This window comes from Paenibacillus sp. D51F (genome assembly GCF_053345695.1).
Window position 1 is genome coordinate 26,617 of record NZ_JBKFAO010000007.1, and the last position, 26,239, is coordinate 52,855.

Genomic DNA, 26,239 nt, shown 5'->3' on the forward strand with positions numbered 1-26,239 from the left:
AAAAGGGGGTTCCTCATGTTTGGAACGGATGTGACAGCGAAATTCGCGCCTTTCGGGGCGGCCCATCTGGCCAGCCTGCTGCTCATTGCCGCCGTCGTGCTGGCCGTCTATCTGCTTCGCCGCAAGCTCGCCCTGAGGCCGGCTCCCGGACGCTTCATCCTGGCGGCGCTGCTGGCGGCATGCGAGATTCTGCTCAATGTCTGGTATGTACGCGGAGATGTATACAGCCCCTCTTCCACGCTGCCGCTCGAGCTGTGCAGCATCTCCTTGTACTTATCCGTCCTGATGCTGCTGCTGCGCAGCCGTTTTCTGTTCGGCATCGTCTACTTCACGGCGATCGGTGGCGCTCTCCAGGCACTGGCCACGCCTGTGCTGGCATACGCTTACCCACATTTCCGTTTCCTGGAATTTTTCATCGCGCACGGCCTGCTGATCGTCTCCGCCCTCTACATGGTCTGGGTAGAAGGATTCCGGCCGACGCTGCGCTCCGTCTTCACCGCCTGGGCAGCCGTCAATGTCATCGCCGTCTTCGTTTATGCCGTCGACAGGCTGACGGGAGCCAACTATATGTTCCTTGCACGCAAGCCTTCGTCCTCCTCGCTGCTGGATGTCCTCGGTCCTTATCCGTGGTACATCCTTTCGCTCGAGCTGGTCGCGCTGCTGCTCTTCTTCCTGCTGTATCTGCCCTTTGCCCGCATCAACCGTGCAGAGGACAGCAAGCAGCCGGCCGCCTCCTGAAGGCTTCTTTATCCGCATGGCTGTGGATGCGCGGAGTATTCGCGGCTCATGCCTCCCCCATGAGGCAAGCGGATCGACCCGAGCAGCCGCACAAAAAAGCCCGCTGCTCCTGGTTATGCCAGAGCAGCGGGCTTTCGCCTTCGTTACAGCCGAATCCGGAGCTTGAACAGTCCGGCCTTGCGGGCGGCCATGTAGATGATGACGACCAGCGGTCCGATGAACACGCCGATGACGCCGACCAGCTTGAAGCCTACATACAGGCTGACCAGCGCGGAGATCGAGCCGATGCCGACGGAATCTCCGAGAATCTTCGGCTCGATGATCCGCCTGACGACCGTAATGACGAGGAACAGCACCAGCAGGCCGATGCCCGTCCCGACTTGGCCCGTCATCATGAGGTAAGCTGCCCAAGGGACGAGCACGGACCCGGTGCCGAGAATCGGCAGTATATCCACGACGACGATCAGCAGCGCGATGGCCAGGGAGTAGTTGATCCCGAGAATGACGAGGCCGAGCAGCGTGATGATGTACGTGACGAGGCTTAGCAGCAGCTGGGACCGCAGGAATCCGAAGATGGACGACTTGAGATTGTCCAGCACCGATCCGACCTGCAGCTGGGAATCCTCGTGGAACTGCGACAGGAATGACTTGCGCATCGTATTCAGGCTGAAGCTGAACATGTAAACGGCTACGATGAACACGATGAAGAAGATGAACATTCCCGGCAGCCCCGAGGCGAACTGGACGACGGACTTGGAGAAGCCCGTGACGACGGACATCAGCGTCCCGGTCAGGCCGCCCAGCACCTTCTCGAGCTGCGCCGCCGCATCGGGAGGCATGTTCGTGTACAGGTCCTTGGCGTTGTCGGTCGTATGCAGGAAGTATTGGTTGGCATCCGCCACCATGCCCGGCACGCGATCCCAGAAGGCGATGAGCTCGGCGATCAGCTTGAAGCCGATGCCTCCCGCCAGCGCAAGCAGCGCAAGCGTGAACAGCGTGCAGGAGACGATCGCCGCGGACAGCCGGTTCATCCTCGCCCGGCGCATCAGCAGGCCGTTCAGCGGCTCCAGGAAGATGGCGACGACGAGAGCGAGCAGGAACGGAGCCCCCACGGTGAAGCTCAAGTACAGCAACAGCAGGCCTACTGCGATGAAAACAAGGGTTTTGACAGACATCGGCTTCTCTCCCCAAGGGGTGCGGCGCCCCTGGCTGATCCCGGCCGCATCCCCGGCAAGAGCTGTGTCCAGCCTCTCAGGGTTCAGCTGTCGGCCTGCTCCGCCTCTGCGGGAAGGGCTTCGGCTGCGGGATCGCGGTAGATATGTACGCGCAGCACGCGAAGTCGCTGGCAATCTGCTATCTCAAATACATATTCGCCATAGACGACTTTCTTGCCTCTTGCAGGATTTCCTTCCAGCCGGATGAAGAGCCATCCTCCGATGGAATCGACATCGTCATCCTCGATGTCGAGGCGGAACATATCGTTGATATCGTCGATGAGCATGCGCCCCTCGACGGTCGTCACCTGATCCTTGACGACGACGCTCGGCTGGTCCTGGTCGAATTCGTCATGGATCTCTCCCACGATCTCCTCGAGGATCATCTCCGTCGTCAGCATGCCGGCCGTGCCGCCGTACTCGTCCACGACGATGGCCAGCTGCGAATGGCGGCGCTGCATCAGCTGCAGCACCTGGCTGATCTCCATCGATTCCGGCACGTTCAGCACCGGCCGGATCAGCTCGCGCACATTATGGTCGCGTCCCGCATCCGCCGTCAACAGGTCGGTGATATGGACGAACCCGATGATCTGATCCTTGTCCTCCAGGCCGACCGGATAGCGCGTATGCTTGGTGCGGTAGACGATGTTCAGGTTGTCGCCGAAGGACAGGTTGGCGAAAAGGCAATCCATATCCGTCCGGGGCAGCATGACCTCGCGGGCCACCATGTCGGAGAAATCGAAAATATTGTCGACGAGCTTCATTTCGTTGGAATCGATGACTCCGCTCTTGGCGCTCTGGTTGACGAGCAGGCGGATCTCCTCTTCGGTATGGGCCGTCTCATGCTCGCTGGCCGGAGCGATGCCGAACAGCTTCAGCAGGCCGTTGGCAGCTCCGTTGAGCACGACGATCGCCGGCTTGAACACCTTGTAGAAGAACATGAGCGGTCCGGACAGCCAGAGGGAAACGTCCTCCGCCTTCTGGATGGCCAGCGACTTGGGAGCGAGCTCGCCGAGCACGATGTGCAGGAAGGTGATGACCAGGAACCCGATGATCAGGGATACCGTCGAGATGACCGATTCGCTCGTGACTCCGAACTTGAACAGCAGAGGCTCCACGATCATATGCGAGACGGCCGGCTCGCCGACCCAGCCCAGTCCGAGCGAAGCCAGCGTAATGCCGAGCTGGGTCGCCGAGAGGTAAGCGTCGAGACGATGCGTGACCCGCAGCGCGTATGCGGCTTTCTTGTTGCCTTCGGAGCGCAGCTGCGTCAGCCGCGTCGAGCGTACCTTGACGAGCGCGAACTCGGCCGCAACGAAAAATCCGTTGAGCAGCACGAGAACGGCGACAAGGGCAAGGTTGAGAATAATTTCGCCAGGAACGAATTCTTTGGTCATTTCGGATACCCTCCATCAATAGTAAGCAGGCATGGAGCCTTTTTCACCCCTATTCCCCGAAATCGGCCCCGCCGAAGCAGTCGGCGCGGCCGCGGCAGGGCTACAAAATCGCTTTTTTCGACAAGAAGTCGGTATCCCGGTAATACATGTCCTTCACGAGCAGGTTCGGACCGCAGCAAGCGGCTGCCGGACAGTGGCAGTTGACGCTGCGGCTCAGCGGATGCTCCAGCCAGCGGCCGAACACATCGTCCAGCCGGTCGCGGCCGATATTGCCGAAGGCCGGAATATCGCTGAAGTCCGTGACGAACACATCGCCCGTAAACAGGTTGACGTTGAGACGGTTGCGGCCGTCCGGGTCGTTGCGCACGGTGACCCGGGATTCGCCGCGCAGCCTGGCAAGCAGCCTGCGGTCCTCTTCATCATCGCTGCAGGAGTAGAACGGGAGCGTGCCGAACAGCATCCACATCGATTCGTCGCGGCAATCCAGCAGATCCGATACGGCCGCCCTCATCTCTTCCTTGGACAGCGCGGGCAGATCGCTCGCCCATGCGCTCGGGTACATCGGGTGCACCTCGTGGCGGGCGCATCCCATCTCCCGGATCAGCTGGTGGATTTCGGGCATTTTGCGATGGGTGCGGTAATTGATCATGGATTCGGCGGACACGAGCACGCCGTCTTCGCTGAGCCTGCGCGCATTGTCCATCATCCTTTCGTACATGCGGACCGCGGCTGTCTTCGGCACGGCATGCCCCGAACGGGCGAAGCCGACCTCATGGAAATCTTCCGCAGAAGTATAGTTGAAGGAGATGTGCATCACGTCCAGATATGGAGCGATAAGGGCATAGCGGCCGTAATCGAGCGTCACGTTGGAATTGAGTTGCGAACGGATGCCCCGGCTGCGCGCATACTGCAGAATAGGCACGATATAGTCCTTGACCGTGCGCTCCGAATAGGACGGCTCGCCCCCGGTTATGCTGATCGTCCGCAGCTGCCCGACTTCGTCGAGGCGGCGGAGCAGAAGCTGCAGAGGCAGCTTGTCCGGCTCCCGCATCGTCAGCGTGTCGCCGACCGCGCAATGCTCGCAGCGCATATTGCATAGATTGGTGACCGTGAACTCCACGCTTGTCAGCGCATGGCTGCCATGCCGGGCGAGGCTCTCCAGCGGATCCCAAGGATCGTTGGCCGGAGAGAGGGGAGCTGACGTTTGTTGCAGGTTGGAAGTCATTTCTAACAGCACCTTAATTCTTCGTAGTAGACATCTGGGTCTATTGTACTTCTACGGCTTGGACATATCAAACGGCTCCCGGCCGTTCGGAAGCAAATAAAAGCAGGCCTCTCTCGAGGCCTGCTCACGATGGGCTTCATTCATGGGGCTTGGATTTCGTCCGTCATTCCGGCCGCCAAATCCCGAAGCTATACGCCTACAGCGGCGGTCTCCTCCGGCTGCTCGTCGTTGACGCCCGCGATCATGCGGGTGAGCTGCAGGCTCATGTCGATCTCGTAAGGAGCGTTCAGCCGCATCCCGACGTCATCCTGCAGCACCCTCACGATAGGGCGATGCGGACAGGTAGCCCGGACATCCACGACGACTCCGACTTCACCGGTCTGCAGACGTACGGTCATGCCGATCGGGTAGATCGCGACCTTGTCGCGGAACAGCTGCACCATCGACTGCTCGTACTGCGTACCGGTACCCGCATACAACGCCTCAACCGCCTGATGGGGGAGCATCGGGTTCCGGTAGATCCTGTTGGTCGTCATGGCGTCGTAGGAATCCACCATTCCGATCCATTTGGAGAAGTCGTGAATCTCCTTGCCCGCCAGCCCGTGAGGGTAGCCGCTTCCGTCCAGCCGTTCGTGGTGCTGGAGAGCGCAAAGAGCTGCGAGAGGAGGGATATTCGGCTCATTCGCCAATATTTCATGCCCGTACAACGTATGGCGCTTCATTTCCTCGTATTCTTCTCGAGTAAGCGTGCCCGGCTTCTTGAGCACCTCCGAGGAAATCCGGGTCTTGCCGACGTCGTGGAGCAGCGCTCCCATGCCGAGCATCATGAGCTTGTCCCTGGAGTAGCCATGCGATATTCCAAGCATGGTCGTATATACGCATACATTGAGCGAGTGCTGATAGAGGTAATGGTCGATCGAGGCCATGTTCATCAGCATGACGACGGATTCCTTATGGGAGGTCAGATCGTCGATGACCCGGTTCATCACATCGGCAAGCTGCTTGCCGACAAAGGGATAGGCGACCCCCCGCTTGCGCGGAGGCGCGTCCATCATCTGGCGGAAGCTGCTGCGGATCTCGGTCATCGCTACCCTCATCGTGTCTTCGCTGATCAGCTCCGGCACGATGATGTCTTCCGTGAATTCATCCTGTATATAAAGGAAATTGATATGGCATTCCTTGAGCCGCTCGATGATTCGGGCGGTCAGCTCCATTCGTTCTCCAAGGAGCACGATCCCTTCTTCGGAGAGAATCTTCTTGGCCAGTATCATCCCCGGCCTGCACATGCTGAGAGGCATCAGAATCATTCCCAGGTCGCTCCTGCCGTCCATAAATTTCACGAGTCGATAATGCTGAGCATACGTATTCGTTTATCGGCATGTCCGAACCGGAATGTTATGCTTCTCCGGCCGCGCGCATCAAGGACGCAGCCGGGTGCGCCGGAGGAAGCAGCCGTCCAGGCCGGCAGGGCTCCGCAGCTCTCCGGCCAGGACATGGCGAAGGAATTCGGGCAGGAAATACTTGATGTCCCGGCCTTCTTTCAGGGACAGATAGCCGACGCCGAACGTGAACATGTCCAGCGTTCCGACCGGATATTCCCTGTCGTCGTCCAGATCGCTCCCGCCTGCCTTCAGCATCGTGATGCGGCTGCCGGCAGGGCGGCGCTCATCCCACTCCAGCTCGAGTCCATCCATGGCCAGGCATCCGAGCACCCTGCCGCGGAAGCCGAAGCCGCGAATCTCCATGCGGGTGTACTCCTCCAGCAAAGACTGCTCCAGCGCCAGGCGGATCTGGCTGCCCTTGAGCAGAATGCGGCAAGGGTTGACCGGAGAGGGGCACAGCGAGTGCAGCAGTCCGTCGCTGATCTCGCCCGCCGCCAGGCCGCCGAGCAGTTGCCCGGAATTGACGAGGCCGATATCGGCTCCCGTCCAGCGGCGCACTCCGGCCGCCAGCAGGTTGGCGAGCGGAGATTCGCGGTCCGTATCGAGAGGGAGCGGCCGGTCCAGCACCGCGCAGGCTCGCGACATGCTGAGCCGGGCTGATTCCTTGAAACGCTCCAAAATCATGGCCGCCCGCGGCTCCTCTTTCATGGAAGCCGTCGCGATGAGGCCGGCCTGAAACGTCAGCCGGCCGCTCTCGGCATCTCTTCCGATCTCGATCCTGCCCACATGCTCGCCGAATTTTCCGGTACCGCACAGCAAGGTCGTCCCGACTGCGATCGGCTCGTCCAGCTGATGATGCGTGTGGCCGCCGAGAATGAGGTCGATGCCGGGGATTTCTTCAGCCAGCCTGCGGTCTACCGGAAGTCCCAGATGGGACAGGACGACCAGGACATCGACCGTTGGACGCAGCTGCTCCGCCTGCTCCCGGATCGCTTCGACCGGATCCTTGACCGTCCATCCGAGCAGGCCGTAGAAGTTCGGATATGGCGCCGTAGCTCCGATCAGTCCGATGGCCAGACCGTTTTTAGGGATGACCAGGGAGGGCAGCAGCCATTCCGGAAGCTCGCCGGCATCGGCATCCTCCAGATTGCAGCAGAGCACCGGGAATCTCGCTTCGCAGCCGTACAGCCGCTCCAGCTCTTCCTTGGTATATGTCAGCCCTTCGTTGTTGCCCGGCACGCCGGCTTCATATCCGGCGGCGTTGAGGAGCTCGATATTGACGCTGCCTCCGCTTCCTTCCGTCTCCGGCCTCATCCGGTCGAGATGGTCGCCGATGTCGACGGCCATGACCCGGTCCGCTCCCCAAGTCCGCCGTGTATCCGCGATATAATCCGATATTCGGGCCGCCTCTTCCAGACGGCTGTGGATATCGTTGCTGTGGAGCAGCACGACGAGCGGCTCCCGATCTATGATTCTCTCATCCATGGACATCCTCCCGCTGGGCTCCAGGTTATGATCTATGAATGGCGTCTTCCAACAGCCGCTGATGTACAGTTAAGCCCGAAGCCCTTCAGCCGCCGATCTGGGACATCCGCCGGGCAGTAGGAGTATGGCTCAGCATTTCTCCATGCAGCTTGGCCGCCATCTCGTGGTTCTCGGGCTTGAGCCTGGCCGCTCGGAAGAACAGCTCGCGCATGGCAGCCGGATTCCCCAGCGCCTGCTTGACGTTCAGCTCATCCACCCAGTACAGGCAAGGCTGCAGGCTTCCGTCCGCGGTCAAGCGGAGCCTGTTGCAGGCGGCGCAGAAGCGGTCGCTGACGGGATGGATCAGCCCGAACGAGCCGGAAGCTCCGGAGAACGCCCAATTGTCCGAAGGGCCGTTGCCGGCAAGCCGCGACACCGGCGCATAGGGAATGCCGAGCCCGCCTGCTTCCTCCATGACTCGGCCGAGAGGAAGATAAGCGTTTCTCCACTGCTCGTCGTCATGGCCGATCGGCATGTATTCAATGAAACGGACATGCAGGGGATGCTCGATCGACATCCGCAGGAACGATCGGATCTCATCCTCGTTGATTCCTTTGAGCAGGACGCAGTTGAGCTTGATCGGGCCCAGTCCTGCCCGCGCGGCCGCCTCGATGCCCGCAATGACCTGCTCCAGCCCGCCGCGCCTGGCGATGAACCGGAAGCGCGCCGGATCCAGCGTATCCAGGCTGATGTTGACGCGGTCCAGGCCTGCATCGCGGAGCGCCTCCGCATGTCTGGAGAGCAGCATCCCGTTGGTCGTCATGGAAATCTCCTCGATGCCCTCGACGGCCTTGAGACTGCGGATGAGGCCGTCCAGACCCGGACGTACGAGCGGCTCTCCTCCGGTGATGCGCAGCTTGCGGAAGCCGAGGGCCGCCGCCGACTGGACGACCTCGACGATATGGTCGTAGCTCAGCAGCGTGTCGGAATCTGCGAACTGCATGCCTTCTTCTGGCATGCAGTAGAGGCAGCGCAGGTTGCAGCGGTCCGTGACCGATATGCGCAAATAGTCGTGGATCCGGCCGAATCGATCGCTCAGCATCTCGCTCTCCCCCTCCTGATTGTTTTATCAGTTTAACATTTTTGCAGGACATATGATATGCTGGAAGCAAACTAGCCGCTAAAGACAGGTGAGATCAACTCCATGAAATATGCATGGAAAATCGCTTTATTCGCCGGGCTGCCGGAGAGAATCGGCATGCCGGAAATCACGCTGGAGCTGCCTGAGGACAGCATGGCCGCTGGCAGCCTCAAAGCCGCCGTCGCCGCCGCTTATCCGGCTCATGCGGGCCTTATCGATGTCAGCTTTGTCGCCTGCAACGAGGCTTACGCCGCAGACGGGCAGATCGTGGGCTGCGGCGACAAGCTCGCCCTTCTTCCTCCCGTCTCCGGCGGGGAAGACAAGCCCTTCGGCAAGGAGGACGACAGCCGCGCTAAGCGCTACGTCATCACCTCGGCGCCGCTCGACGCAGGCCGGGTCTCCTCCCTCGTCCTTCACCCCGATCACGGAGCTGCCCTCGTGTTCATCGGCACGACGCGGGAGTGGACGCATGGCAAGCGGACCGTCCTGCTGGAATATGAAGCCTATGAGCCGATGGCGCTGCGGATGCTGGAACAGATCGGAGCGGAGCTGGCCGAACGATGGCCCGGCACCATCAGCGCCATCCACCATCGCATCGGCCCCGTCGCCGTCGGCGAGGCCAGCGTCGTCATCGCCGTCTCCTCGCCGCATCGGGACGGAGGCTACGATGCGAGCCGCTACGCGATCGAACGGCTCAAGCAGGTCGTGCCGATCTGGAAAAAAGAGATTTGGGAAGACGGATCCGAATGGAAGGGGCATCAGCAAGGGCCTTGGAATCCACTCGCGGACATTCCGTCATCGCCCGTGGAGGGATGAGCATGGACGAAGCAGCGGCAGACGGAGTCATCGCCGCCGGACAGCTCCCCCCTTCCTCCACTCGCTACGCGCGCCAGATCCGCTTTGCTCCTGTCGGAGAGGCAGGCCAGCATTCCCTTGCCTCCTCGCGGGCAGCCGTCGCGGGAATGGGCGCTCTCGGCTGCGTCATCGCCTCCCATCTGGTCCGCAGTGGAGTCGGGGAAGTCGTGCTGATCGACCGGGATATCGTGGAATGGAGCAACCTTCAGCGGCAGATGCTCTACTCCGAGCGGGACGCGGCGCTCGGCACGCCCAAGGCGGCGGCTGCGGCCGCGCGGCTGCGGGAAGCGAACAGCTCGGTCCGCGTCTTTGCCGAAATCGCCGATCTGACCTCAGCCAATGCGCCCAGCCTGCTGGCCGGAGCGGATATCATCGTAGACGGCACCGATAATTTCTCGACCCGCTATCTCATCAACGACTATGCCGTCAAACACGGCATTCCGTGGGTGTATGGCGGAGCCGTCGCCGCAAGCGGAATGACGCTGACCGTCATTCCTGGAGAGACGCCTTGTTACCGCTGCCTGTTCCCCTCTCCGCCGGCGGGCGGGACTGCCGACACCTGCGAGACGGCCGGAGTGCTCTCCCCGCTTGTCGACATCATCGGTTCCCTGCAGGCGATGGAAGCCATCAAATGGCTGACGGGAAACAGGGAAGCGCTGAGCGGATCGCTCCTGCAGCTGGATGTATGGCGCAACTCGTGGATGCAGGTATCGGCGGGCAATGCCAGGAAAGCCGATTGCCCCTGCTGCTCCAGAAGAGAGTTCGACTTCCTGGAAGAGCTGCAGCAGGAGTCTTCTGCCGTCCTGTGCGGCGCCTCTTCCGTGCAGGTCACGCCTTCGCGCACTCTGGAGCTCGATCTCCAGCAGCTCGCTTCGCGGCTGGCATCCAGCGGCCGCGCGGAGCTGGGCCCCTATAGTCTCCGCTACCGATCCGAGAGCGGATTGACGGTCATAATTTTCCCAGATGGAAGGGCACTAGTCCAAGGTACTCATGACCCTATTAAAGCAAAGGGCCTTTATACCGATATAATAGGTGAATAGGTTCAACTTTCACCCTATGCTTCCTGTATTTAGGATTATTTAGATAAGGGTGGGCAGCAGAATATAAACACTGTCGAGGTGCAACATGAGGGTGCATGTATCGGAAATCAAAGAAGGCGATCGGCTTAACAGCGACGCATTCAACCAGTTCGGGCTGAACGTCATGTCCAGCGGCACGATGCTGCGGTCATACGAAATCAGCAAGCTGTTGCAGCACGGAATCGATTACGTCGATTTGGAGGAGCTGCCGGCGGCAGAGATCGCTGAATTCGGACACAGGACGATCGAGTCCGGGTTGTCGCCCAAATGGCTGCCTGCCATGAAGCCGCTTTATGAGAGCGCTATTTCCGGATGCGAGGGTTTGTTCCGCCAGGCTGCAGGGGAAGGAAAAGTAACGGAAGAAGACGTCGAGCGCACCTTCCAGCCGCTCATGTCCAGGTTCCAGATGGAACGCGATGTCGTCTCCATGCTGCTCCTGCTGAATACGACCGATGACTATACGTACCAGCACTCGGTCCAGGTCGGAATGCTGTCCTATTACCTCTCCTCATGGATGGGGCATGAAGAGCAGGAATCGCTGCGCATCGGCAAAGCCGGCTTTCTCCATGACATCGGCAAATGCAGGATCCCCAAGAGCATCCTGAACAAGCCCGGGAAGCTGACCCCGGAAGAATACAAGGAAATCAAGCGCCATACCCTGTACGGAGAAGAAATCATCCTTAATTCCTACGAAGACCCCTATCTCTCCACGGCTGCCCTGCAGCATCACGAGCGCATGAACGGGAGCGGCTATCCCCATGGGATCAGCAACGAAGATATCTCCCCGATCGCCAAGATCGTGGCCGTCGCAGATGTGTACAGCGCCATGATCTCAGCCCGCGTCTACCAGGAAAAGCGCGACTTGCTCTATGTGCTTCGGGAGCTGTACCGGATGAGCTTCCATGAGCTTGACCCGATTACGACCCACACCTTCATCCGGCATATGATCCCCAACTTCATCGGCAAGCGGGTCGACCTCGACTCCGGGCAATCCGGCATCATCGTCATGACTCATCCAACGGAGTTTTTCCGCCCTCTCGTTCAGATGGAGGAAGAGTTCATCGACCTGACGATTGAACGCGAGTATGAAATTACCCAGGTTTATATGTAAAAAAAAGACCGCCCCGGATATGCCGGTGGCGGTCTTCTACTGCTAGTGCGAATCCCAAGGAGTCAAACATCGGATTCCTCCGATCTTCACGTCAGAGCCAGGCTCATGATCCATTGCTCCCCAAGATTCCCTGTCCGTCTGCGGCCGGTATCCTTGAAGCCGGTTTTGACGTACAGCCGCTGGGCCGCTGTGTTCTTGCCGTTCACGGCCAGCACGACCTCGTCGCGGCCGGGAAGCTCCCGATGGACAAACTCCGCCAGGAGCTCCAGAGCTGCGGTGGCGCAGCCGCGGCCCTGCATGGAATGACCGATGGAGAATGCTGTGAGCAGCAGCGCTTTCCGATTGTCCGTGTAATCCTTCACCCGATCGCTCGCATGGAGGACGAAAAAACCGACTGGCTCTCCGCCAGCCAGAATGACGACCGGGAATCTGCCCGGAGATTCCTCCAGCATTTCTGCCGGCATGGCCGTGAACTGAGCTTGCTCCTTCGGCAGCTTGAACCGGCTCAAGCCTTCGAGATGATGGGGCTTGTACATGTCCAAGGATACCTGCTGGGACTGATTCATGCCGCAATTCCTCCGTATGTCATTGTTCATAAGCTGCTTATTCCGACGATGATCTTGAAGGCATTTCTGCCTTTCCGGATGCGCTTGAAGCCTTCCCGGGTATCCAGAATGAATACCGTCCTCCGGATCCATATGCGAATGTAGGCGGAACGCGGCTTCAGAGGTCCGAGAATGCCCCTCTGTTCGTGTTCCGTACCGTCCGCAAGCTCGATCTCCGTCCGGAGGAGCCAGCTGTTCCCGAATCCGAATTCAATGTATTTCAAGAATATAGGCCCCCCGGAAGACTTGTCCACTACCATTATGCAAGCGGGGCAGCATAGTTGTAAATATCACGGCGGTCGCGATCCCCTGCATGATCTTGTAGGCCATCGTAATGGGCCGGTTCGTTCCTTGACGGCTTTTAATCAGGTACTCGCTCTCGGCACACTGCTGCAGACTTGCTTTACCCGTTTTCGGTTCACTGTCGAGGTCGCCATCACGACACTGAAGTGAATTCAGTTGCAAGACGTCCGATGGCTGCGATTCAATGTCATAAGAGATTATTTCAAAACCGTATGCAAGCGTGAAGGTTACCGATTCTCCCCCCACACACCCTCAGGCATACGCATGCCGTGCACCTGCTGGAAGCCCGTGCAAATAAAAATACGTATCCGAGGGACTTGGGCACGCAAGCGTGAAAGTCACTGCGGATACGTATCTGCACGTTACGTGAAAGAACGAGGGCAATGCCCTTGATCTTTACGCGAAGTATCTTAGTTTGTTGGCAAATTCAGGGTTCCTGGAACCAGAAAAGGCTCGGTGAATAACCGTTATCCAATGCTTCCTTCCATCTCGAACTTGATGAGACGGTTCATCTCGACGGCGTACTCCATCGGCAGCTCCTTGGTGAACGGCTCGATGAAGCCCATGACGATCATCTGAGTCGCCTCGGCTTCCGTCAGGCCGCGGCTCATCAGGTAGAAGAGCTGGTCCTCGGATACTTTGGAGACGGTGGCTTCATGCTCGAGCGTCACGTTGTCGTTCATGATCTCGTTGTACGGGATCGTGTCGGACGTGGACTGGTTGTCGAGAATGAGCGTATCGCATTTGATGTTGGCTTTGGCGCCCTCGGCGTTGCGTCCGAAGGAGGTCAAGCCGCGGTAGGATACTTTGCCGCCGTGCTTGGAGATCGACTTGGAGACGATCGTCGAAGTCGTGTCGGGAGCAAGGTGGATCATCTTCGCGCCGGCATCCTGATGCTGGCCTTTGCCTGCGACGGCGATGGACAGAACCATGCCTTTCGCTCCGCGGCCCTTCAGGACGACAGCCGGGTATTTCATCGTCAGCTTGGAGCCGATGTTGCCGTCGACCCACTCCATCGTGGCGTTCTCTTCGGCAACGGCGCGCTTGGTGACGAGGTTGTAGATGTTCGGAGCCCAGTTCTGGATCGTCGTGTAGCGGACGCGTGCGTTCTTCTTCACGATGATCTCGACGACCGCGCTGTGCAGCGAGTTCGTGCTGTAGACCGGAGCCGTGCAGCCTTCGACGTAGTGCACGAAGCTGTCTTCGTCGGCGATGATGAGCGTGCGCTCGAACTGACCCATGTTCTCGGAGTTGATGCGGAAGTAAGCTTGCAGAGGCACCTCGCATTTTACGCCTTTAGGAACATAGATGAAGCTGCCGCCGGACCATACCGCGCTGTTCAGAGCCGCGAACTTGTTGTCCGTCGGAGGAATGACCGTGCCGAAGTGCTCGCGGAAAATCTCGGGATGCTCGCGGATAGCCGAGTCGGTATCCATGAAGATAACGCCTTGCTTCTCGAGGTCTTCCTGCATGCTGTGGTAGACGACCTCGGACTCGTACTGGGCGGATACGCCGGCGAGGAACTTCTGCTCGGCTTCCGGAATGCCCAGCTTGTCGAACGTCTCCTTGATTTCCTGCGGCACTTCTTCCCATGTCTTGCCTTGCTTCTCGGAAGGCTTGACGTAGTACTGGATGTCGTTGAAATCAAGATCGTCCATGTTGCCGCCCCATGTCGGCATCGGCATTTTGTTGAACTGCTCCAAGGATTTGAGGCGGAATTTCAGCATCCATTCCGGCTCGCCTTTCATTTCGGAGATCGTACGGACGATTTCCGGGGTCAGGCCTTTGCCCGACTGGAAAATTGATTTGTGCTCGTCGCGGAATCCGTATTTATATTCTTCCATTTCCGGCATCGATTTTGCCATGGTTTTCACGCTCCTTGTTATGGGATTGGAACTCTCTATTGCACAGTATTCACTCCGAAAACAATGATTCTTCACATCGCTGTTGCTCCCAGATTCCTTTCATCAATATTCAATAGGTGGAATCCGGGGACAAAGGCGACCGCTTGCGCTTCTCCAGAACTCATTGCTTTCTGCGTTATCCTGCCTAACGGAAAGTCGCCAACCAAAGCCGCCGCAAAAGCGACGGACTGCAATCAAGCCTACTTGCCCTGAGCCTCGACGCCCTTGCGGAGGGCGTTCCAAGCCAGAGTGGCGCACTTGATGCGCGCCGGGAATTTGTTCACGCCCGACAGGGACTCTATATCTTCAAGCTCCTCGAATTCCACCGGCTCGCCCTTCATGAGAGCGGAGAACTTGTCGGCCATGGCGTAAGCTTCTTCAAGCGTACGGCCTTTGACCGCCTCCGTCATCATGGAAGCCGAACTCATGCTGATGGAACAGCCTTCTCCGGTGAACTTCGCTTGCTTGACCACGTCTCCTTCCAGCTGGAGCTGGAGGGAGATGCGGTCGCCGCAGGTTGGATTGTTGAGGTTGATCGTAACTGCGTCTTCGTCCATCGTACCACGGTTGCGGGGGTTTTTATAGTGATCCATGATGACCCGGCGGTACAAATCATCCAATTGCATGTCCGAAGAACTCCTTTGTCCGCAGCAATGAAGCCGCCAGAGCGTCGACATCCTGCTCGGTATTGTACAGATAGAAGCTTGCCCTCGCAGTGGCCGTCACATCCAGCCAGCGCATCAGCGGCTGGCAGCAATGGTGGCCGGCCCGCACGGCGATGCCTTCGGAGTCGAGAGCCGTAGCCACGTCATGCGGATGCACGTCGTCCAGATTGAACGTAATCAGGCCGACGCGGCCCTCGCGCGGTCCGTAGATCGTGATGCCGTCGATTTCCGACAGCTTGCCGTAGGCGTAGGCCGCAAGCTCCTTCTCGTGACGGTCGATGTTGTCGAGGCCGATCTCCTCCAGGAAGTCGATCGCTGCCGCAAGGCCGATCGCGCCTGCGATGATCGGGGTGCCGGCTTCGAAGCGCCATGGAATGTCCTTCCAGGTGGAATCCTGCAGATCGACCAAGTCGATCATTTCGCCGCCGAACTCGATCGGCTCCATGTTCTCCAGCAGCGGCTTGCGCCCGTAGAGCGCGCCGATGCCGGTAGGTCCGCACATTTTGTGACCGGAAAGAGCATAGAAATCACAGTCGAGCGCCTGCACGTCGATCTTCATATGCGGCGTGCTCTGCGCGCCGTCTACGACCATCACGGCACCGTTGCGGTGAGCGATCTCGGTGATTTCCTTGATCGGGTTGATGACGCCGAGCACATTGGAGACATACATGACGGATACGATCTTTGTGCGGTCCGTAACGGTCTTCTCCACGTCCTCGAGCGAGATCGTTCCGTCCGGCTGCAGCGGAATATACTTCAGCACCGCACCGGAGCGCTTGGCTGCCTGCTGCCAGGGAATCAGATTGCTGTGATGCTCCATCGGCGTGATGACGATCTCGTCGCCTTCCTCCAATACGGACGGGGCATATCCCGACGCGACCAGATTCAGCGCCGTAGTCGTGCCGCGCGTGAAGATGATCTGCTCCGGCGAAGGAGAGCCGATGAACTCCGCTACGCGCGCCCGAGCGCCCTCGTAGGCGTCTGTAGCCCGGGATCCCAGCGTGTGGACGCCGCGATGCACGTTGGAGTTGTCATATTCGTAATAACGCTTGACGGCCTCAATGACGGAACGCGGCTTCTGGGAAGTCGCCGCGCTGTCGAGGTAAACGAGCGGATGCCCGTTAACCTCTTGATGAAGAATCGGGAACTGCTTCCTGATCTCCTCGATATTCATTAGGCGTTCAGCTTCCTTTCGAGCAGTTGCTGCAGCTGCTCGCGGACCGCGTCGATCGGAATTTCAGTTACAACCGGCGCTAGGAATCCGTAGATGATGAGCCGTTCTGCATCCTGCTTGGAAATGCCCCGGCTCATCAAGTAGTAGACTTGCTCGGGGTTGACTTGCCCTACGCTGGCTGCATGGCCTGCCGTTACGTCATCCTCGTCGATGAGAAGGATCGGGTTCGCGTCTCCGCGGGCTTTCGGATTCAGCATGAGAACTTTCTCCGTCTGAACGCCGTTGGCTTTGGTCGCGCCCTTCTCGATCTTGGTGATGCCGTTGATGATCGCCGTCGCCTCGTCTCTCATGACGGCGCGGGTGACCATGTTGCTGTCGGAGTTCAGGCCGAAGTGCTTGGCCTGAGTCGTCAGGCTCATGCGCTGCTTGCCCGCGCCGATGCTGACGACGGCCGCATCCGAGGAGGATCCGTTGCCCTTGAGGACGGACAGCGTATCGGACATGACGTTGCCGTCGTTGAGATCGCCGATCACCCATTGGATGCGCGCGTCGTTCTCAAGCACAGCACGGCGTACGGACATGTCGATCACGTTGGAGCCCAGTTGGTGGATCGAAGCGAAGTCGACGTGGGCGCCGGCTTCAACGAAGATCTCCACCATGGAATGGTGGACCGCGTCGGCTCCTCCGCCAACGGTAAGAGCGTTGTCGACGTAAGTTACGCGGCTGTGGCGTTCGGCCACGATGACGATATGCGGAGCGAACGATACCGATGCATCCTCGTTGTAGAAGAGGGCTTGCAGCGGAACTTCAACCTCGACATTCTTCGGCACGTACAGGAATACGCCGCCGTTCCACAGCGCAGCGTGCAGCGCCGTCAGCTTGTTCTCGTCCTTGGCGATGGCCTTGAACAGGTATTTTTGCACGAGATCGGGATGCTCGGAAGCAGCCGTCTCGAGATCTGTGAAGATGACACCTTTGGCTGCCAGCTCCTCCGGCAGGCGGCGCAGGACATTGCCCGATCCGCGCTGCACCAGCAGTGCTTGCGCGCCGGCTACGAGCGATGCCGCTTGCTCAGGCAGCTCGTTTTCGGAAGCAAGAGCCGTGTTTTGGCCATGCTGGCCAAGCGCGCCAAGATTCCAGCGGTCGATGCGGATCTTCTCCGGCTTCGGCCATTCCAGGCTGGCCGACAGCTCGGCCGCTTCGCCGCGCAGGGCAGTCAGCCATGCCGGCTCGCCCTTGCCGCGGGATACTTCTTCCGCATATGCCCGTTCAACGGGGTTCGATACTTCTGTGCTCATCTGGTTCCCTCCCGTCTTAGGCTTGGCCGACTGTTTCGTCTTCGATGCCAAGCTCAGCCTTAACCCAGTCATAACCTTCCGCTTCGAGACGCTCAGCCAGCTCAGGACCGCCCGATTTGACGATGCGGCCTTGCATCATGACATGCACGAAGTCAGGCTTGACATAGTTCAGCAGGCGCTGGTAGTGAGTGATGACCAGGAAAGCGCGGTCCTCGGAACGCATCGCGTTGACGCCTTGCGCGACGATCTTCAGGGCATCGATGTCGAGGCCGGAGTCGATTTCGTCCAGGATGACGACCTTCGGATCCAGCAGCATCATCTGCAGAATCTCGTTGCGCTTCTTCTCGCCGCCGGAGAAGCCTTCGTTGAGGTAACGGTGGGCGAACTCGGGGTTCATGTCCAGCTCTTTCATCTTGCCTTCCATCTGGCGGATGAACTTGATGAGGGAAATCTCGCTGCCTTCCTCGCGGCGGGCGTTGATCGCGCTGCGCAGGAAGTCGGAGTTCGTCACGCCGGAAATCTCGCTCGGGTACTGCATCGCCAGGAACAGGCCTGCGCGGGCGCGCTCGTCCACTGCCATCTCCATGAGGTCTTCGTCGTTCAGCGTCGCGGTGCCTTCGGTCACTTCATACTTAGGATGCCCCATGAGTGCGGAAGCCAGCGTACTTTTGCCCGTTCCGTTCGGTCCCATGATCGCGTGGATTTCTCCACCCTTCATGCTGAGGTTGATGCCTTTGAGAATTTCCTTGCCTTCGATCGTTGCCTTGAGTCCGTCAATGACGAATTGCGTTGCCATCTTTGAAATGCTCCCTTCAAATATGAGTACTTCCGGCGACGGTGTCCCGCTGGGCGGATTCCGCCGTGGAAGCTGTCTGCTTTGCGAGTTTCCGGGAACAATTGCGCCCGAAGTTCATTCTCAGTCGTTCTCAATAATAATTTTAGTATAAAACTCGTTATAAATCAATCAATCGCGGCCGCGCCGAGCAAGCTTCGGATTTCCATTCTCATCCGGTTGAACTCCTCGTCTCCAAGCACAGGCTCCGATTGTTCGCCGTCCAGCCCCTCGGGCAAGGAAATCCACGACTTGCAGCCGGTGAAAGCCGGCTCCATCGGCAGCCGCAGCGGCTGCCTCAGCTTGTACACCCGAAGCAGCAGCACATGCAGCGGATCCCGCTTCTTCCATCTCAAGCGTTCCTCGGCAAAGGAATCCGTCCAGATATGCCGCTCCCTGATCCGCTCCAGAACCTCCGGATCCGTGACCGGAATGTCCTCGACCGCATGCGCCCAGCTCGATATCGACACCGTGCCGGCACCCGGGCCCGCCCATTCTCCGAGCACTTCGTCCAGAAGCGGACGGGCTTCCTCCTTGAGAAGCTCCGGCCGCTGATGCTCATAAGCCGGGAGCAGATAGAAATCCGGCCGCTCCAGCCGGAAGTGCCGGGTCTCCTCGGCTATGCCGCCCTTGCGCAGGACGACGATCTGGCGCCCTTCCTCGAGCGCCCGGACCGCGACGGCCCATTCCTTCAGCGCTGCGGCTCCTGCGCCGGCTCCGTCAGATACGTTCACTTCGGCTACACATCCTTTCACCCGTCAAGCATATTCGCCCCATTATATCAAACGAGCCTATTTCAAGTCTAAAAAAGATGGGCTATAATTAGGGCTTATGTAGAACGAAAGCCTGGCGTCCGCACGCGGCCGCAAGCGATCTCATGAATTGTTCCTTCTTTTATTATGCTACCCATGAAAGGTGGAAATCACTAATGCCAGCATATCATCCCTACAGCGAGGCGGAAGCGGTCGAGCTCGCCCGCACGGTGGGAGGAGTCTTCGCTCCCGGAGCGGAGCTGGAATGCACCGAGATCGGCGACGGCAACCTGAATCTCGTCTTCCATATTACCGAGCCTGCGACCGGCAAAGGGCTCATCGTGAAGCAGGCGCTGCCTTATGTCAAAGTATTCGGCGAGTCCTGGCCGCTGTCGGTCGACCGCGCGCGGATCGAAGGCGAAGCTCTCAAGATCCAGCACAGCCTGGCGCCCGAGCTGGTGCCGCAAGTCTATTTCACCGACCATGAGCAGGCGATCACCGTCATGGAAGACCTCAGCAGCCATGTCATCATGCGCAAAGGACTGATGGAAGGCACTCTGTATCCGCGATTCGCGAGCGACATCTCCACCTTCCTCGCCCAGACGCTGTTCTTCACCTCGGATCTCGGCATGAGCCAGCAGGAGAAGAAGCTGCGCCAGCAGTCGTTCGTCAACGTGGAGCTGTGCCAGATTACGGAAGACCTCATCTTCGACGAGCCTTACCGCGAGCACGAGCGCAACAACTACGAGGATTCCATCGCCGACGAGGCGCTGGCGCTCCGCACGGACGCCGCGCTCCATCTGGAAATCGCCGTATTGAGGGAGAAGTTCCTCACCCGCGGAGAGGCGCTGATCCACGGAGACCTGCATACCGGCAGCATCTTCGCCCTGCCCGACTCCACCAAGGTGATCGACCCCGAGTTCGCTTTCTACGGCCCGATGGGCTTTGATATCGGCGCGGTCATCGCGAACCTGCTGCTCAACTTTGCCGGACAGGAGCATTGGAGCCCGGAGGCGGATTCCCGCAAGCAGTACCGGGAATTCCTCGCGGAGACCGTTCGCGGCGTATGGACGCAGTTCGCCGCCAAGTTCCGCACGCTGTGGGACGAGCACGGCAAGGATCCCGTCTTCTCCGCCGCGGCGGGCTTCCAGGATCTGTATATGAGCCGGCTGCTGCAGGATACGGCCGGATTCGCCGGAGCCAAGATGGTCCGCCGCGTCGTCGGCTTCGCCCATGTCGCCGATCTCGACGCGATTCCGGACGACGCCGTCCGCGAGCGCGCGAAGCGCATGGCGCTGGCGATCGGCAAGGAGCTCGTCAAGCGCCACCGCACCATCGCCTCGATCGAGGAAGTCATCGACATCGCCCTTACGGCATCCGCGCGCTGAGCGCGGATGGCGCAACGACACCTTGCCCGGAAGGCCGGCTCCGCCGGCACGATCGCCGGACAGGGATAATGAACGGAGGAACCATCATGACCGACAACTCAGCCGCATACCCCGGCCTGCAATCCCTCATTTGGGCGGGCAGCCAGCTTCAGCTGCTCGACCAGCGCCTGCTTCCGGAGGAGACCGTCTATCTTCCCTTGACGGATGCCGAAGGCGTCTGGGAAGCGATCCGACATATGAAAGTAAGGGGAGCTCCCGCCATCGGCATCGCCGCCGCCTACGGGCTTGTGCTCGGCAGCGGACTGCCGGGCCAGCCCTTCCAGGCGGACGACAGCCTCGCCGCCTGGCTTGGCCGCGTAACGGAGAAAGCCGGCTATCTGGCGACGAGCCGTCCGACGGCCGTCAACCTGTTCTGGGCGCTGGACCGCATGAAAGCCCGCGCGGCGGAGCTGGCCCAAAGCGCCGTCTCCCTCGATGAGGCCAAGCAAAGCCTGCTCGACGAGGCGATCGCCATCCAAAGCGAGGACGAGGCGACGAACCGGATGATCGGCGAGCATGCGCTGGAGCTCATGCGCGACGGCATGGGCGTCCTGACCCACTGCAACGCAGGCGGACTCGCCACCGCGAAGTACGGGACGGCGCTTGCTCCGTTCTACCTGGCTCAAGAGCGCGGAATCTCGCTCAAAGTATTCGCGGACGAGACCCGTCCTGTCCTTCAGGGGGCGAGGCTGACCGCATTCGAGCTGCAGCAGGCCGGCGTCGACGTGACGCTCATCTGCGACAATATGGCCGGCATGGTCATGAACAAGGGCTGGATCGACGCCGTCATCGTCGGCACCGACCGCGTCGCCGCGAACGGCGATGTCGCCAACAAGATCGGCACGTACAGCGTGGCCGTGCTCGCCAAAGCCCACGGAATTCCTTTCTATGTCGCATGTCCTCTCTCCACCATCGATCTCGGCACGCCTACCGGTGCGGAGATTCCGATCGAAGAGCGCCACGCGGAGGAAGTGACCGAGGGCTTCGGCAAGCGCACCGCACCTCAAGGCGTCAAGGTGTACAATCCGGCATTCGATGTGACGCCTGCCGAATATGTTACAGCCATCATTACCGAAAAAGGCGTTATCCGGCCGCCCTACGGCGAAAACCTCAAGAAGCTGTTCGAGGAGCTCCGCCAGGGATAATGCCGCTGGACAGCAGCAAGCCGCCAGGGAGATCTCCATGGCGGCTTTTTGTGCTCAGCCCTGATCGGCAATGAATAATTGGGACAGCGGACTCCCTCAGTCGTCATCGCCTGTCCGATCGCCGTCCAGCGGCAGCCCGACGACGATCGTCGTTCCTTTGTTCTCCTCGCTATGTACCGTGACCGTGCCGCCATGGTTTTCGACGATTTTTTTGCTGACCATGAAGCCAAGGCCGGTCCCTTTCTCCTTGGTCGTGTAGAAAGGCTGTCCGAGCCTCTCCAGCAAATGGGCCGGAATGCCGCAGCCCTCATCGATGAAGCTGACCATCACACCTCGTCCGTGCGGCTTCATCCGGGCGTCGATAATCAGGCTGCCGCCTCTTGACATCGCCTCGATCGCATTTTTGATCATATTGATGCACACCTGCTTCAGCTGGTTCTCCTCGCACATGATCATCATTTCCTCGTCGCTGAAAGAAGTGATGATCTGCACGTCATTCAGGATCGCCTGCGCGTTCAGCAGCGTGACGACATCCTCCAGCAGAAGGCGGATATCCTTCGCTTCAAAGTGGACGGCCTGAGGCTTGGCCAGCATGAGCAGCTCGCTGAGAATCTGCTCGATCCGGCGGATTTCCGAGGCCATGATTTCATAGAAATAATCCCGCTTCTCCGTGCTTCCGGACTGAAGGAGCTGAAGGAAGCCCTTGAGCGCCGTGACCGGATTGCGGATCTCATGGGCGATGCCGGCCGCCAGCTCCCCCGCGATCGACAGCTTCTCCGAGCGGATCAGCAGCTCCTGGGCCTGCAATCTCTCTGTAATGTCCCTAATGATGACCGCTCTGCCCCTGATCCGATCCTCGGCGTCGAGAAGCGGAAAGCTCGACACCATGACATGGAGGCGGACGCCGTTTTTCGTCACCCGCTCCGATTCATAGCCCTCGATGCTTCTCCCCGCCGTAATGATGGTTTTATTGCGCCCCACCTCGAAGGTTTTCTCGTCCGGGAGCAGAGGCAGCGCATGGCCCGGAATACCGACCAGCTCATCCATGGTCCAGCCGAATGTCGTCTCGAAAGCCTGGTTGACGCTGACGGTCAGGTCATGGTCATCCAGAATAAGCACCGGATCCAAGTTCCGGGTGATGAAAGACTCCAGCTGATGCTTCGTCGCCAGCAGCTGGCTCCGCATCAGGCTTGCTTCCTGCTTGCTGCGGTCCATGTCGATCTGCTGCTCGTTCTGCACGGCCAGGGACGGGTAGATATCGGAGCGGCGCAGGTACAGGCTGGACCCGACGAATTCCTCGTCGGTCATATGATATTCGTGGCTCCGCAGCAGCGCGAGCTGGAAGGCAGCCGATATCTGCCTGCCGTCATAGGCGCATACGGAGATCAGCCCGTTCCCGCCTATGCATTCATCCGCCAAATGGTCCATAGCGTCGAGCTTGAGGCTGATCTCTTCGACATCCTTGAGCGGAATATTGCCCCAGGCACGCAGGAGCAAGTCTTGTTTCTGATAGGATTCCACGGCGCGGGAAAATCTCTCCATGAAGATGCCGCTCCGGAACCCTCCGTCGATCCGGTACAGCTCTTCCCGATCGATATGATGGACAAGGGCAAGCTGGCTCTCATCCATCTGGCGGGATAGCAGCTTGCGGATGGTTTGATAGAGCGTCGCGGATTCAACCATCACGGTCTGATGCCCCTGCTGGATTCCCATACGGACAAACGCAACCGCATTTTGGATGTAGCGGTCCAAATTTTCATAAATGTATACAATATGGCCGTTACCCGAAATGCTCATCATCCCGCTCAACGGCACGTTAGAATTCGGAAGGATCGCAGAAAACCACTCTTCATTGGCAAATGGACGCATTCATTCTCCCTCCAGGAAATCGATTGTGTCTATTTCATCAACGAACGGATCAATCCCTCCAGCCAGATGGCCTATTTTCCAAAAAAACAACAAAAAAGGGCAGCATTTCCTCTGCCCTTCCTTGCCATCCTGCTTCATTCCTCTATTCGGAAATCCTCCTGCTCTTCCGTCAAGCCAGCTGCCGGACGGCTTCGATTCCCTTCATGCCGACATAGAGGCCGGCTTCTCCAGCCGCCTCCGTCACCGATTCCAGCGGAGCGTCAAGCAGCTCCTCAAGCGTCCGGACGCCGACGGCGCGCGCAGCGACGACTCCCCGTTCTTTCAGCTTGGGGTTGCTGTCGAACAAAGCGACATCTAGCGCACCGCACATGATATATCCTTTATCCGTCGTTACAGCGAGCAGCGTCGTCTTAGGCAGCTTCACCTCGATGCCGAGCGCGGTTTTTCCGTCTCCGAGAGCAACGGGTACAATCTGCATCATGACAATGGGCCACCTCCCTTCTCAGCACTCCCGTATTGTATGCGTGGAGGGTCGGGGAAGGTGCCCGCTCTTTGACGATGGCGCCGTCAACAGCAAAGGCCGCCGTCAACAGAGCCGACAGCGGCCAAAGGCGTTCCGAGCAGCCTTGCCGGCTGCGATGCCGAGCAGCTCTTCGGCATTGGCGCTGCACGGGCCGATTCGGCAGCCATCCTCCCTCGTCACGGCGACGAAATCGCCTTCCGTCAGAAGGGTTCTGTCCAGCAGCTCGTGTTCATTCGCGTTTCCGTCATCTTTCATTGCCGCTCAGGCCTCCGCCTTCTTTGTTATACGGCCTGCTCTTGGAGGCGGGCATGAATCCAGGCACCCAGAAGAGTGAACGTTTCTTTTGCAGCATCGACCATTTCGTCACCCTGCCGCGGCTCGGAGCCTTCCCGAACAAGCAGCTCCCTCATCTCGCCCCATCTTTCCCTCGTGTCGGGACCGTAGGCGTAGAAGTACGACAATCCCGATTCGGGGGCGAGCTGCAAGCCGGAAGCCAGCTTCCTGCTGATGACCTGTCCGCCGAGCGTGGAGCCTTCCATGACATATAGATAACCGAGCATGCGCGCCGGTACGGAGACATCCGGAAGGGAAGCGCATATGGGAATGGAATCGATGTCCGTCCTCGAATAGCCGAGCTCCATGAAATCCTTCTCCAGCAAAGGCAGCTTGGCGAGCCTTGAGGGATCGATGCCCCGTGCTTCCGCTGCGGGGCGGGCCAGCACGATGGCCTCCATCGGCTTGATGAAGCCATAGAACAGCTCCAAATACTGCTTGTATTGCTCAAGAGTCATCGTCTGATCCATGATGGCTTTGGCATATGCATTGCTTTCAAGCTGCTCATGGCTGGGCGCCGTTTCCTCGCGCAATCTTTCCAATATGCCTGCGGACATTCGGAAAACCTCCTCTATAAGTTGAATCCCTTTTATCTTCCAGAATATCCCTTATTTTATCCCTTGCCAGGGTTCGATCGTCATGACTTATAGCTTATAACCCATAATTGAAAACCGATTCCATAGCGGATCTCGACCTCAAAAATAGGTCTATGTCATTAGGTGATCTAATGATATAGTTATACCATTATCTCTATGAAGTTCGGAGGAACTACATACATCATGAACGGCAAAGGACCTAATACCTATTCCTTCCAGACGGATCTCATTATTGACGCGGTTACCCGGGACCTTGCCGAGGCCAGGCTCAAGCTGCTGCTCCAGTCGGCAGGCATAAGCAGCTACAAGATCGGCAAGAGCTCCCTCGTCGGCGCCTCGTTCCCTGAAGAACATGCTCCATCCGGGATGGCAACGCCAACGGCAAGCTCCGTATCGCCCGAGGCCGCACAGCCTTCCAACGGCTCCGAATCCTTGAGCGTCACATCCACCCTGCTGCATCATATGGAACAAAAGACTCTCGTCCGGCTCAGCGTCAACAAAGGCAAGGGCGTCCGAATGAGCATTCCGGGAAGAATCCTCAACATCGAGGGCGATCTCATCACCGTCTATCATGTCGACGAGAAGCAGGTCTACACTTTCCTGCTCCAGGAAATCGACGACTTCAACTAGCATGCACGCAGCGCGTCCGTCTAGTCCAGCCGGCTGCTTCGTCCTACATTCCCCTGTTTTTGCAAATGCGGCGGCACCTCCAAGGTGCCGCCGCATTTTGCTTTCAAGGCTACGAATCCGCGGGCGGCTGCTCCGCTCTCAGGAACGGCCCCGGGCGCTCCAGGCGGCCCAGGCGGTCAGCCCCCAGCCAGCGATGAAGCAGAGTCCCCCGAGCGGCGTGATGGCTCCGAGCCAAGTGACTCCGCTCATGCTCAGCACGTACAAGCTTCCCGAGAAGAGGAAGATGCCGGCATTGATGAGCCGGCCGCCGTTGCGCAAGGCCCGGATCTCTCCCAGACGGCTGGCGGCGAAGGCGATGAGGATAAGGGCAATGGCATGATACATCTGATAACGGACGCCGGTCTCGAATACGTCCAGCATGTCGCTCGTAAGACGGTCCTTGAGCCCATGGGCGCCGAACGCTCCGAGCGCGACGGAGATCAGGGCATGCACCGAGCCGTAGGCGATATAACGGGGAAACATGATGCGGCTTCACCTCTTCTTGCAAGCACGTTATCCGGCTCGCGAATGTTCCTAT

The 26,239-nt window shown here is 59.1% G+C and carries 26 protein-coding genes and 1 pseudogene; 8 read left to right on the forward strand and 19 right to left on the reverse strand.

Annotated features, from left to right (window positions below):
* Positions 1-15: 15 nt before the first annotated feature.
* Positions 16-738, forward strand: a complete 723-nt coding sequence (locus tag ACLBWT_RS13950; RefSeq protein WP_447663745.1) for a YwaF family protein — start codon at positions 16-18, stop codon at positions 736-738.
* 143 nt (positions 739-881) lie between these two features.
* On the opposite strand, the gene ytvI is transcribed toward ACLBWT_RS13950, so the two are convergent.
* The 6 genes from ytvI to moaA all read right to left on the reverse strand — a co-directional run bounded on the left by ytvI (position 882) and on the right by moaA (position 8,522).
* Positions 882-1,913, reverse strand: a complete 1,032-nt coding sequence (gene ytvI, locus ACLBWT_RS13955; protein WP_447663747.1) for a sporulation integral membrane protein YtvI — start codon at positions 1,911-1,913, stop codon at positions 882-884.
* A gap of 83 nt (positions 1,914-1,996) precedes the next feature.
* Positions 1,997-3,349 carry a hemolysin family protein gene (locus tag ACLBWT_RS13960; RefSeq protein WP_447663748.1) on the reverse strand — a complete coding sequence of 451 codons (1,353 nt, stop codon included), beginning with the start codon at positions 3,347-3,349 and terminating at the stop codon, positions 1,997-1,999.
* Positions 3,350-3,449: 100 nt separating this feature from the next.
* Positions 3,450-4,574 carry a radical SAM/CxCxxxxC motif protein YfkAB gene (yfkAB, locus tag ACLBWT_RS13965; RefSeq protein ID WP_447663749.1) on the reverse strand — a complete coding sequence of 375 codons (1,125 nt, stop codon included), beginning with the start codon at positions 4,572-4,574 and terminating at the stop codon, positions 3,450-3,452.
* A gap of 188 nt (positions 4,575-4,762) precedes the next feature.
* Positions 4,763-5,881, reverse strand: coding sequence for an HD-GYP domain-containing protein (locus tag ACLBWT_RS13970; protein WP_447663751.1), 1,119 nt, complete (start codon positions 5,879-5,881; stop codon positions 4,763-4,765).
* A gap of 111 nt (positions 5,882-5,992) precedes the next feature.
* Positions 5,993-7,441, reverse strand: a complete 1,449-nt coding sequence (locus ACLBWT_RS13975; RefSeq protein ID WP_447663752.1) for a bifunctional metallophosphatase/5'-nucleotidase — start codon at positions 7,439-7,441, stop codon at positions 5,993-5,995.
* 85 nt (positions 7,442-7,526) lie between these two features.
* Complete coding sequence (gene moaA, locus ACLBWT_RS13980; RefSeq protein ID WP_447663754.1) at positions 7,527-8,522, reverse strand: GTP 3',8-cyclase MoaA; 996 nt, start codon at positions 8,520-8,522, stop codon at positions 7,527-7,529.
* A gap of 102 nt (positions 8,523-8,624) precedes the next feature.
* On the opposite strand from moaA, the gene ACLBWT_RS13985 reads away from it, so the two are divergent.
* The 3 genes from ACLBWT_RS13985 (at position 8,625) to ACLBWT_RS13995 (ending at position 11,606) form a co-directional block, all read left to right on the forward strand.
* Positions 8,625-9,377 carry a molybdenum cofactor biosynthesis protein MoaE gene (locus ACLBWT_RS13985; RefSeq protein WP_447663756.1) on the forward strand — a complete coding sequence of 251 codons (753 nt, stop codon included), beginning with the start codon at positions 8,625-8,627 and terminating at the stop codon, positions 9,375-9,377.
* Between the two features lie 2 nt (positions 9,378-9,379).
* Positions 9,380-10,456 (forward strand): ThiF family adenylyltransferase, encoded by a 1,077-nt coding sequence (locus ACLBWT_RS13990; RefSeq protein ID WP_447663757.1) that lies wholly within the window; start codon positions 9,380-9,382, stop codon positions 10,454-10,456.
* A gap of 85 nt (positions 10,457-10,541) precedes the next feature.
* Positions 10,542-11,606: an HD-GYP domain-containing protein gene (locus ACLBWT_RS13995; protein WP_447663758.1), complete on the forward strand. Its 1,065-nt coding sequence runs from the start codon at positions 10,542-10,544 to the stop codon at positions 11,604-11,606.
* An 86-nt stretch (positions 11,607-11,692) separates the two neighbouring features.
* Here ACLBWT_RS13995 and ACLBWT_RS14000 read toward each other — a convergent pair whose 3' ends face one another.
* Both ACLBWT_RS14000 and ACLBWT_RS14005 read right to left on the reverse strand, forming a co-directional pair.
* A complete protein-coding gene (locus ACLBWT_RS14000) occupies positions 11,693-12,172 on the reverse strand; it encodes a GNAT family N-acetyltransferase (protein WP_447663759.1) in 480 nt (159 codons plus the stop codon).
* 26 nt (positions 12,173-12,198) lie between these two features.
* On the reverse strand, positions 12,199-12,435 hold the full coding sequence (locus ACLBWT_RS14005) for a DUF3977 family protein (protein ID WP_447663760.1): 237 nt from the start codon (positions 12,433-12,435) through the stop codon (positions 12,199-12,201).
* 241 nt (positions 12,436-12,676) lie between these two features.
* Between ACLBWT_RS14005 and ACLBWT_RS14010 the strand changes: the two are divergent.
* A pseudogene (locus tag ACLBWT_RS14010) lies at positions 12,677-12,884 on the forward strand (tyrosine-type recombinase/integrase); the annotation flags it as partial.
* Between the two features lie 97 nt (positions 12,885-12,981).
* On the opposite strand, the gene sufB reads toward ACLBWT_RS14010, so the two are convergent.
* The 6 genes from sufB to ACLBWT_RS14040 form a co-directional block, all read right to left on the reverse strand.
* Positions 12,982-14,379: a Fe-S cluster assembly protein SufB gene (gene sufB / locus ACLBWT_RS14015; RefSeq protein WP_447663761.1), complete on the reverse strand. Its 1,398-nt coding sequence runs from the start codon at positions 14,377-14,379 to the stop codon at positions 12,982-12,984.
* A 239-nt stretch (positions 14,380-14,618) separates the two neighbouring features.
* Positions 14,619-15,044, reverse strand: coding sequence for a Fe-S cluster assembly sulfur transfer protein SufU (sufU, locus tag ACLBWT_RS14020; RefSeq protein ID WP_447663763.1), 426 nt, complete (start codon positions 15,042-15,044; stop codon positions 14,619-14,621).
* Positions 15,031-16,257 carry a cysteine desulfurase gene (locus tag ACLBWT_RS14025; RefSeq protein ID WP_447663764.1) on the reverse strand — a complete coding sequence of 409 codons (1,227 nt, stop codon included), beginning with the start codon at positions 16,255-16,257 and terminating at the stop codon, positions 15,031-15,033. Before ACLBWT_RS14025 ends, sufU begins: the two co-directional genes overlap by 14 nt.
* Positions 16,257-17,555 carry a Fe-S cluster assembly protein SufD gene (gene sufD, locus ACLBWT_RS14030; protein ID WP_447663765.1) on the reverse strand — a complete coding sequence of 433 codons (1,299 nt, stop codon included), beginning with the start codon at positions 17,553-17,555 and terminating at the stop codon, positions 16,257-16,259. The genes ACLBWT_RS14025 and sufD overlap by 1 nt, the downstream gene beginning before the upstream one ends.
* 16 nt (positions 17,556-17,571) lie before the next feature.
* A complete protein-coding gene (sufC, locus tag ACLBWT_RS14035; protein ID WP_048749392.1) occupies positions 17,572-18,351 on the reverse strand; it encodes a Fe-S cluster assembly ATPase SufC in 780 nt (259 codons plus the stop codon).
* Between the two features lie 164 nt (positions 18,352-18,515).
* On the reverse strand, positions 18,516-19,121 hold the full coding sequence (locus ACLBWT_RS14040) for a DUF1802 family protein (protein ID WP_447663767.1): 606 nt from the start codon (positions 19,119-19,121) through the stop codon (positions 18,516-18,518).
* Positions 19,122-19,315: 194 nt separating this feature from the next.
* Between ACLBWT_RS14040 and mtnK the strand changes: the two genes are divergently transcribed.
* Together mtnK and mtnA are read left to right on the forward strand one after the other, a co-directional pair.
* Positions 19,316-20,527 (forward strand): S-methyl-5-thioribose kinase, encoded by a 1,212-nt coding sequence (gene mtnK / locus ACLBWT_RS14045; protein ID WP_447663769.1) that lies wholly within the window; start codon positions 19,316-19,318, stop codon positions 20,525-20,527.
* A gap of 86 nt (positions 20,528-20,613) precedes the next feature.
* Positions 20,614-21,711, forward strand: a complete 1,098-nt coding sequence (gene mtnA / locus ACLBWT_RS14050) for an S-methyl-5-thioribose-1-phosphate isomerase (RefSeq protein ID WP_447663770.1) — start codon at positions 20,614-20,616, stop codon at positions 21,709-21,711.
* Positions 21,712-21,807: 96 nt separating this feature from the next.
* On the opposite strand, the gene ACLBWT_RS14055 is transcribed toward mtnA, so the two are convergent.
* The 4 genes from ACLBWT_RS14055 to ACLBWT_RS14070 all read right to left on the reverse strand — a co-directional run bounded on the left by ACLBWT_RS14055 (position 21,808) and on the right by ACLBWT_RS14070 (position 24,993).
* Entirely contained in the window at positions 21,808-23,580 is a 1,773-nt protein-coding gene (locus ACLBWT_RS14055; RefSeq protein ID WP_447663771.1) for an ATP-binding protein, read from the reverse strand.
* A gap of 169 nt (positions 23,581-23,749) precedes the next feature.
* Complete coding sequence (locus ACLBWT_RS14060; protein WP_447663772.1) at positions 23,750-24,061, reverse strand: YunC family protein; 312 nt, start codon at positions 24,059-24,061, stop codon at positions 23,750-23,752.
* A 105-nt stretch (positions 24,062-24,166) separates the two neighbouring features.
* Positions 24,167-24,358 carry a hypothetical protein gene (locus tag ACLBWT_RS14065; protein ID WP_447663773.1) on the reverse strand — a complete coding sequence of 64 codons (192 nt, stop codon included), beginning with the start codon at positions 24,356-24,358 and terminating at the stop codon, positions 24,167-24,169.
* Between the two features lie 26 nt (positions 24,359-24,384).
* Complete coding sequence (locus ACLBWT_RS14070; RefSeq protein WP_447663775.1) at positions 24,385-24,993, reverse strand: biliverdin-producing heme oxygenase; 609 nt, start codon at positions 24,991-24,993, stop codon at positions 24,385-24,387.
* A gap of 222 nt (positions 24,994-25,215) precedes the next feature.
* Between ACLBWT_RS14070 and ACLBWT_RS14075 the strand changes: the two genes are divergently transcribed.
* Positions 25,216-25,662 carry a hypothetical protein gene (locus ACLBWT_RS14075; protein WP_447663776.1) on the forward strand — a complete coding sequence of 149 codons (447 nt, stop codon included), beginning with the start codon at positions 25,216-25,218 and terminating at the stop codon, positions 25,660-25,662.
* A 138-nt stretch (positions 25,663-25,800) separates the two neighbouring features.
* Here ACLBWT_RS14075 and ACLBWT_RS14080 read toward each other — a convergent pair whose 3' ends face one another.
* On the reverse strand, positions 25,801-26,184 hold the full coding sequence (locus tag ACLBWT_RS14080; RefSeq protein WP_447663778.1) for a DUF423 domain-containing protein: 384 nt from the start codon (positions 26,182-26,184) through the stop codon (positions 25,801-25,803).
* Between the last annotated feature and the right edge of the window lie 55 nt (positions 26,185-26,239).

Bases quoted from the DNA above. Each gene is read 5' to 3' on its own strand.
- ACLBWT_RS14065 (WP_447663773.1), bottom strand. From the start codon at position 24,358: ATGAAAGATGACGGAAACGCGAATGAACACGAGCTGCTGGACAGAACC.
- ACLBWT_RS14000 (WP_447663759.1), bottom strand. From the start codon at position 12,172: ATGAATCAGTCCCAGCAGGTATCCTTGGACATGTACAAGCCCCATCAT.
- ytvI (WP_447663747.1), bottom strand. From the start codon at position 1,913: ATGTCTGTCAAAACCCTTGTTTTCATCGCAGTAGGCCTGCTGTTGCTG.
- ACLBWT_RS13950 (WP_447663745.1), top strand. From the start codon at position 16: ATGTTTGGAACGGATGTGACAGCGAAATTCGCGCCTTTCGGGGCGGCC.
- ACLBWT_RS14075 (WP_447663776.1), top strand. From the start codon at position 25,216: ATGAACGGCAAAGGACCTAATACCTATTCCTTCCAGACGGATCTCATT.
- sufU (WP_447663763.1), bottom strand. From the start codon at position 15,044: ATGCAATTGGATGATTTGTACCGCCGGGTCATCATGGATCACTATAAA.
- ACLBWT_RS14080 (WP_447663778.1), bottom strand. From the start codon at position 26,184: ATGTTTCCCCGTTATATCGCCTACGGCTCGGTGCATGCCCTGATCTCC.
- ACLBWT_RS13985 (WP_447663756.1), top strand. From the start codon at position 8,625: ATGAAATATGCATGGAAAATCGCTTTATTCGCCGGGCTGCCGGAGAGA.
- ACLBWT_RS14070 (WP_447663775.1), bottom strand. From the start codon at position 24,993: ATGTCCGCAGGCATATTGGAAAGATTGCGCGAGGAAACGGCGCCCAGC.
- ACLBWT_RS14060 (WP_447663772.1), bottom strand. From the start codon at position 24,061: ATGATGCAGATTGTACCCGTTGCTCTCGGAGACGGAAAAACCGCGCTC.
- ACLBWT_RS13990 (WP_447663757.1), top strand. From the start codon at position 9,380: ATGGACGAAGCAGCGGCAGACGGAGTCATCGCCGCCGGACAGCTCCCC.
- sufB (WP_447663761.1), bottom strand. From the start codon at position 14,379: ATGGCAAAATCGATGCCGGAAATGGAAGAATATAAATACGGATTCCGC.
- ACLBWT_RS14055 (WP_447663771.1), bottom strand. From the start codon at position 23,580: ATGCGTCCATTTGCCAATGAAGAGTGGTTTTCTGCGATCCTTCCGAAT.
- ACLBWT_RS13970 (WP_447663751.1), bottom strand. From the start codon at position 5,881: ATGATTCTGATGCCTCTCAGCATGTGCAGGCCGGGGATGATACTGGCC.
- mtnK (WP_447663769.1), top strand. From the start codon at position 19,316: ATGCCAGCATATCATCCCTACAGCGAGGCGGAAGCGGTCGAGCTCGCC.
- yfkAB (WP_447663749.1), bottom strand. From the start codon at position 4,574: ATGACTTCCAACCTGCAACAAACGTCAGCTCCCCTCTCTCCGGCCAAC.
- sufC (WP_048749392.1), bottom strand. From the start codon at position 18,351: ATGGCAACGCAATTCGTCATTGACGGACTCAAGGCAACGATCGAAGGC.
- ACLBWT_RS13975 (WP_447663752.1), bottom strand. From the start codon at position 7,441: ATGGATGAGAGAATCATAGATCGGGAGCCGCTCGTCGTGCTGCTCCAC.
- mtnA (WP_447663770.1), top strand. From the start codon at position 20,614: ATGACCGACAACTCAGCCGCATACCCCGGCCTGCAATCCCTCATTTGG.
- sufD (WP_447663765.1), bottom strand. From the start codon at position 17,555: ATGAGCACAGAAGTATCGAACCCCGTTGAACGGGCATATGCGGAAGAA.
- ACLBWT_RS13960 (WP_447663748.1), bottom strand. From the start codon at position 3,349: ATGACCAAAGAATTCGTTCCTGGCGAAATTATTCTCAACCTTGCCCTT.
- ACLBWT_RS14025 (WP_447663764.1), bottom strand. From the start codon at position 16,257: ATGAATATCGAGGAGATCAGGAAGCAGTTCCCGATTCTTCATCAAGAG.
- ACLBWT_RS13995 (WP_447663758.1), top strand. From the start codon at position 10,542: ATGAGGGTGCATGTATCGGAAATCAAAGAAGGCGATCGGCTTAACAGC.
- moaA (WP_447663754.1), bottom strand. From the start codon at position 8,522: ATGCTGAGCGATCGATTCGGCCGGATCCACGACTATTTGCGCATATCG.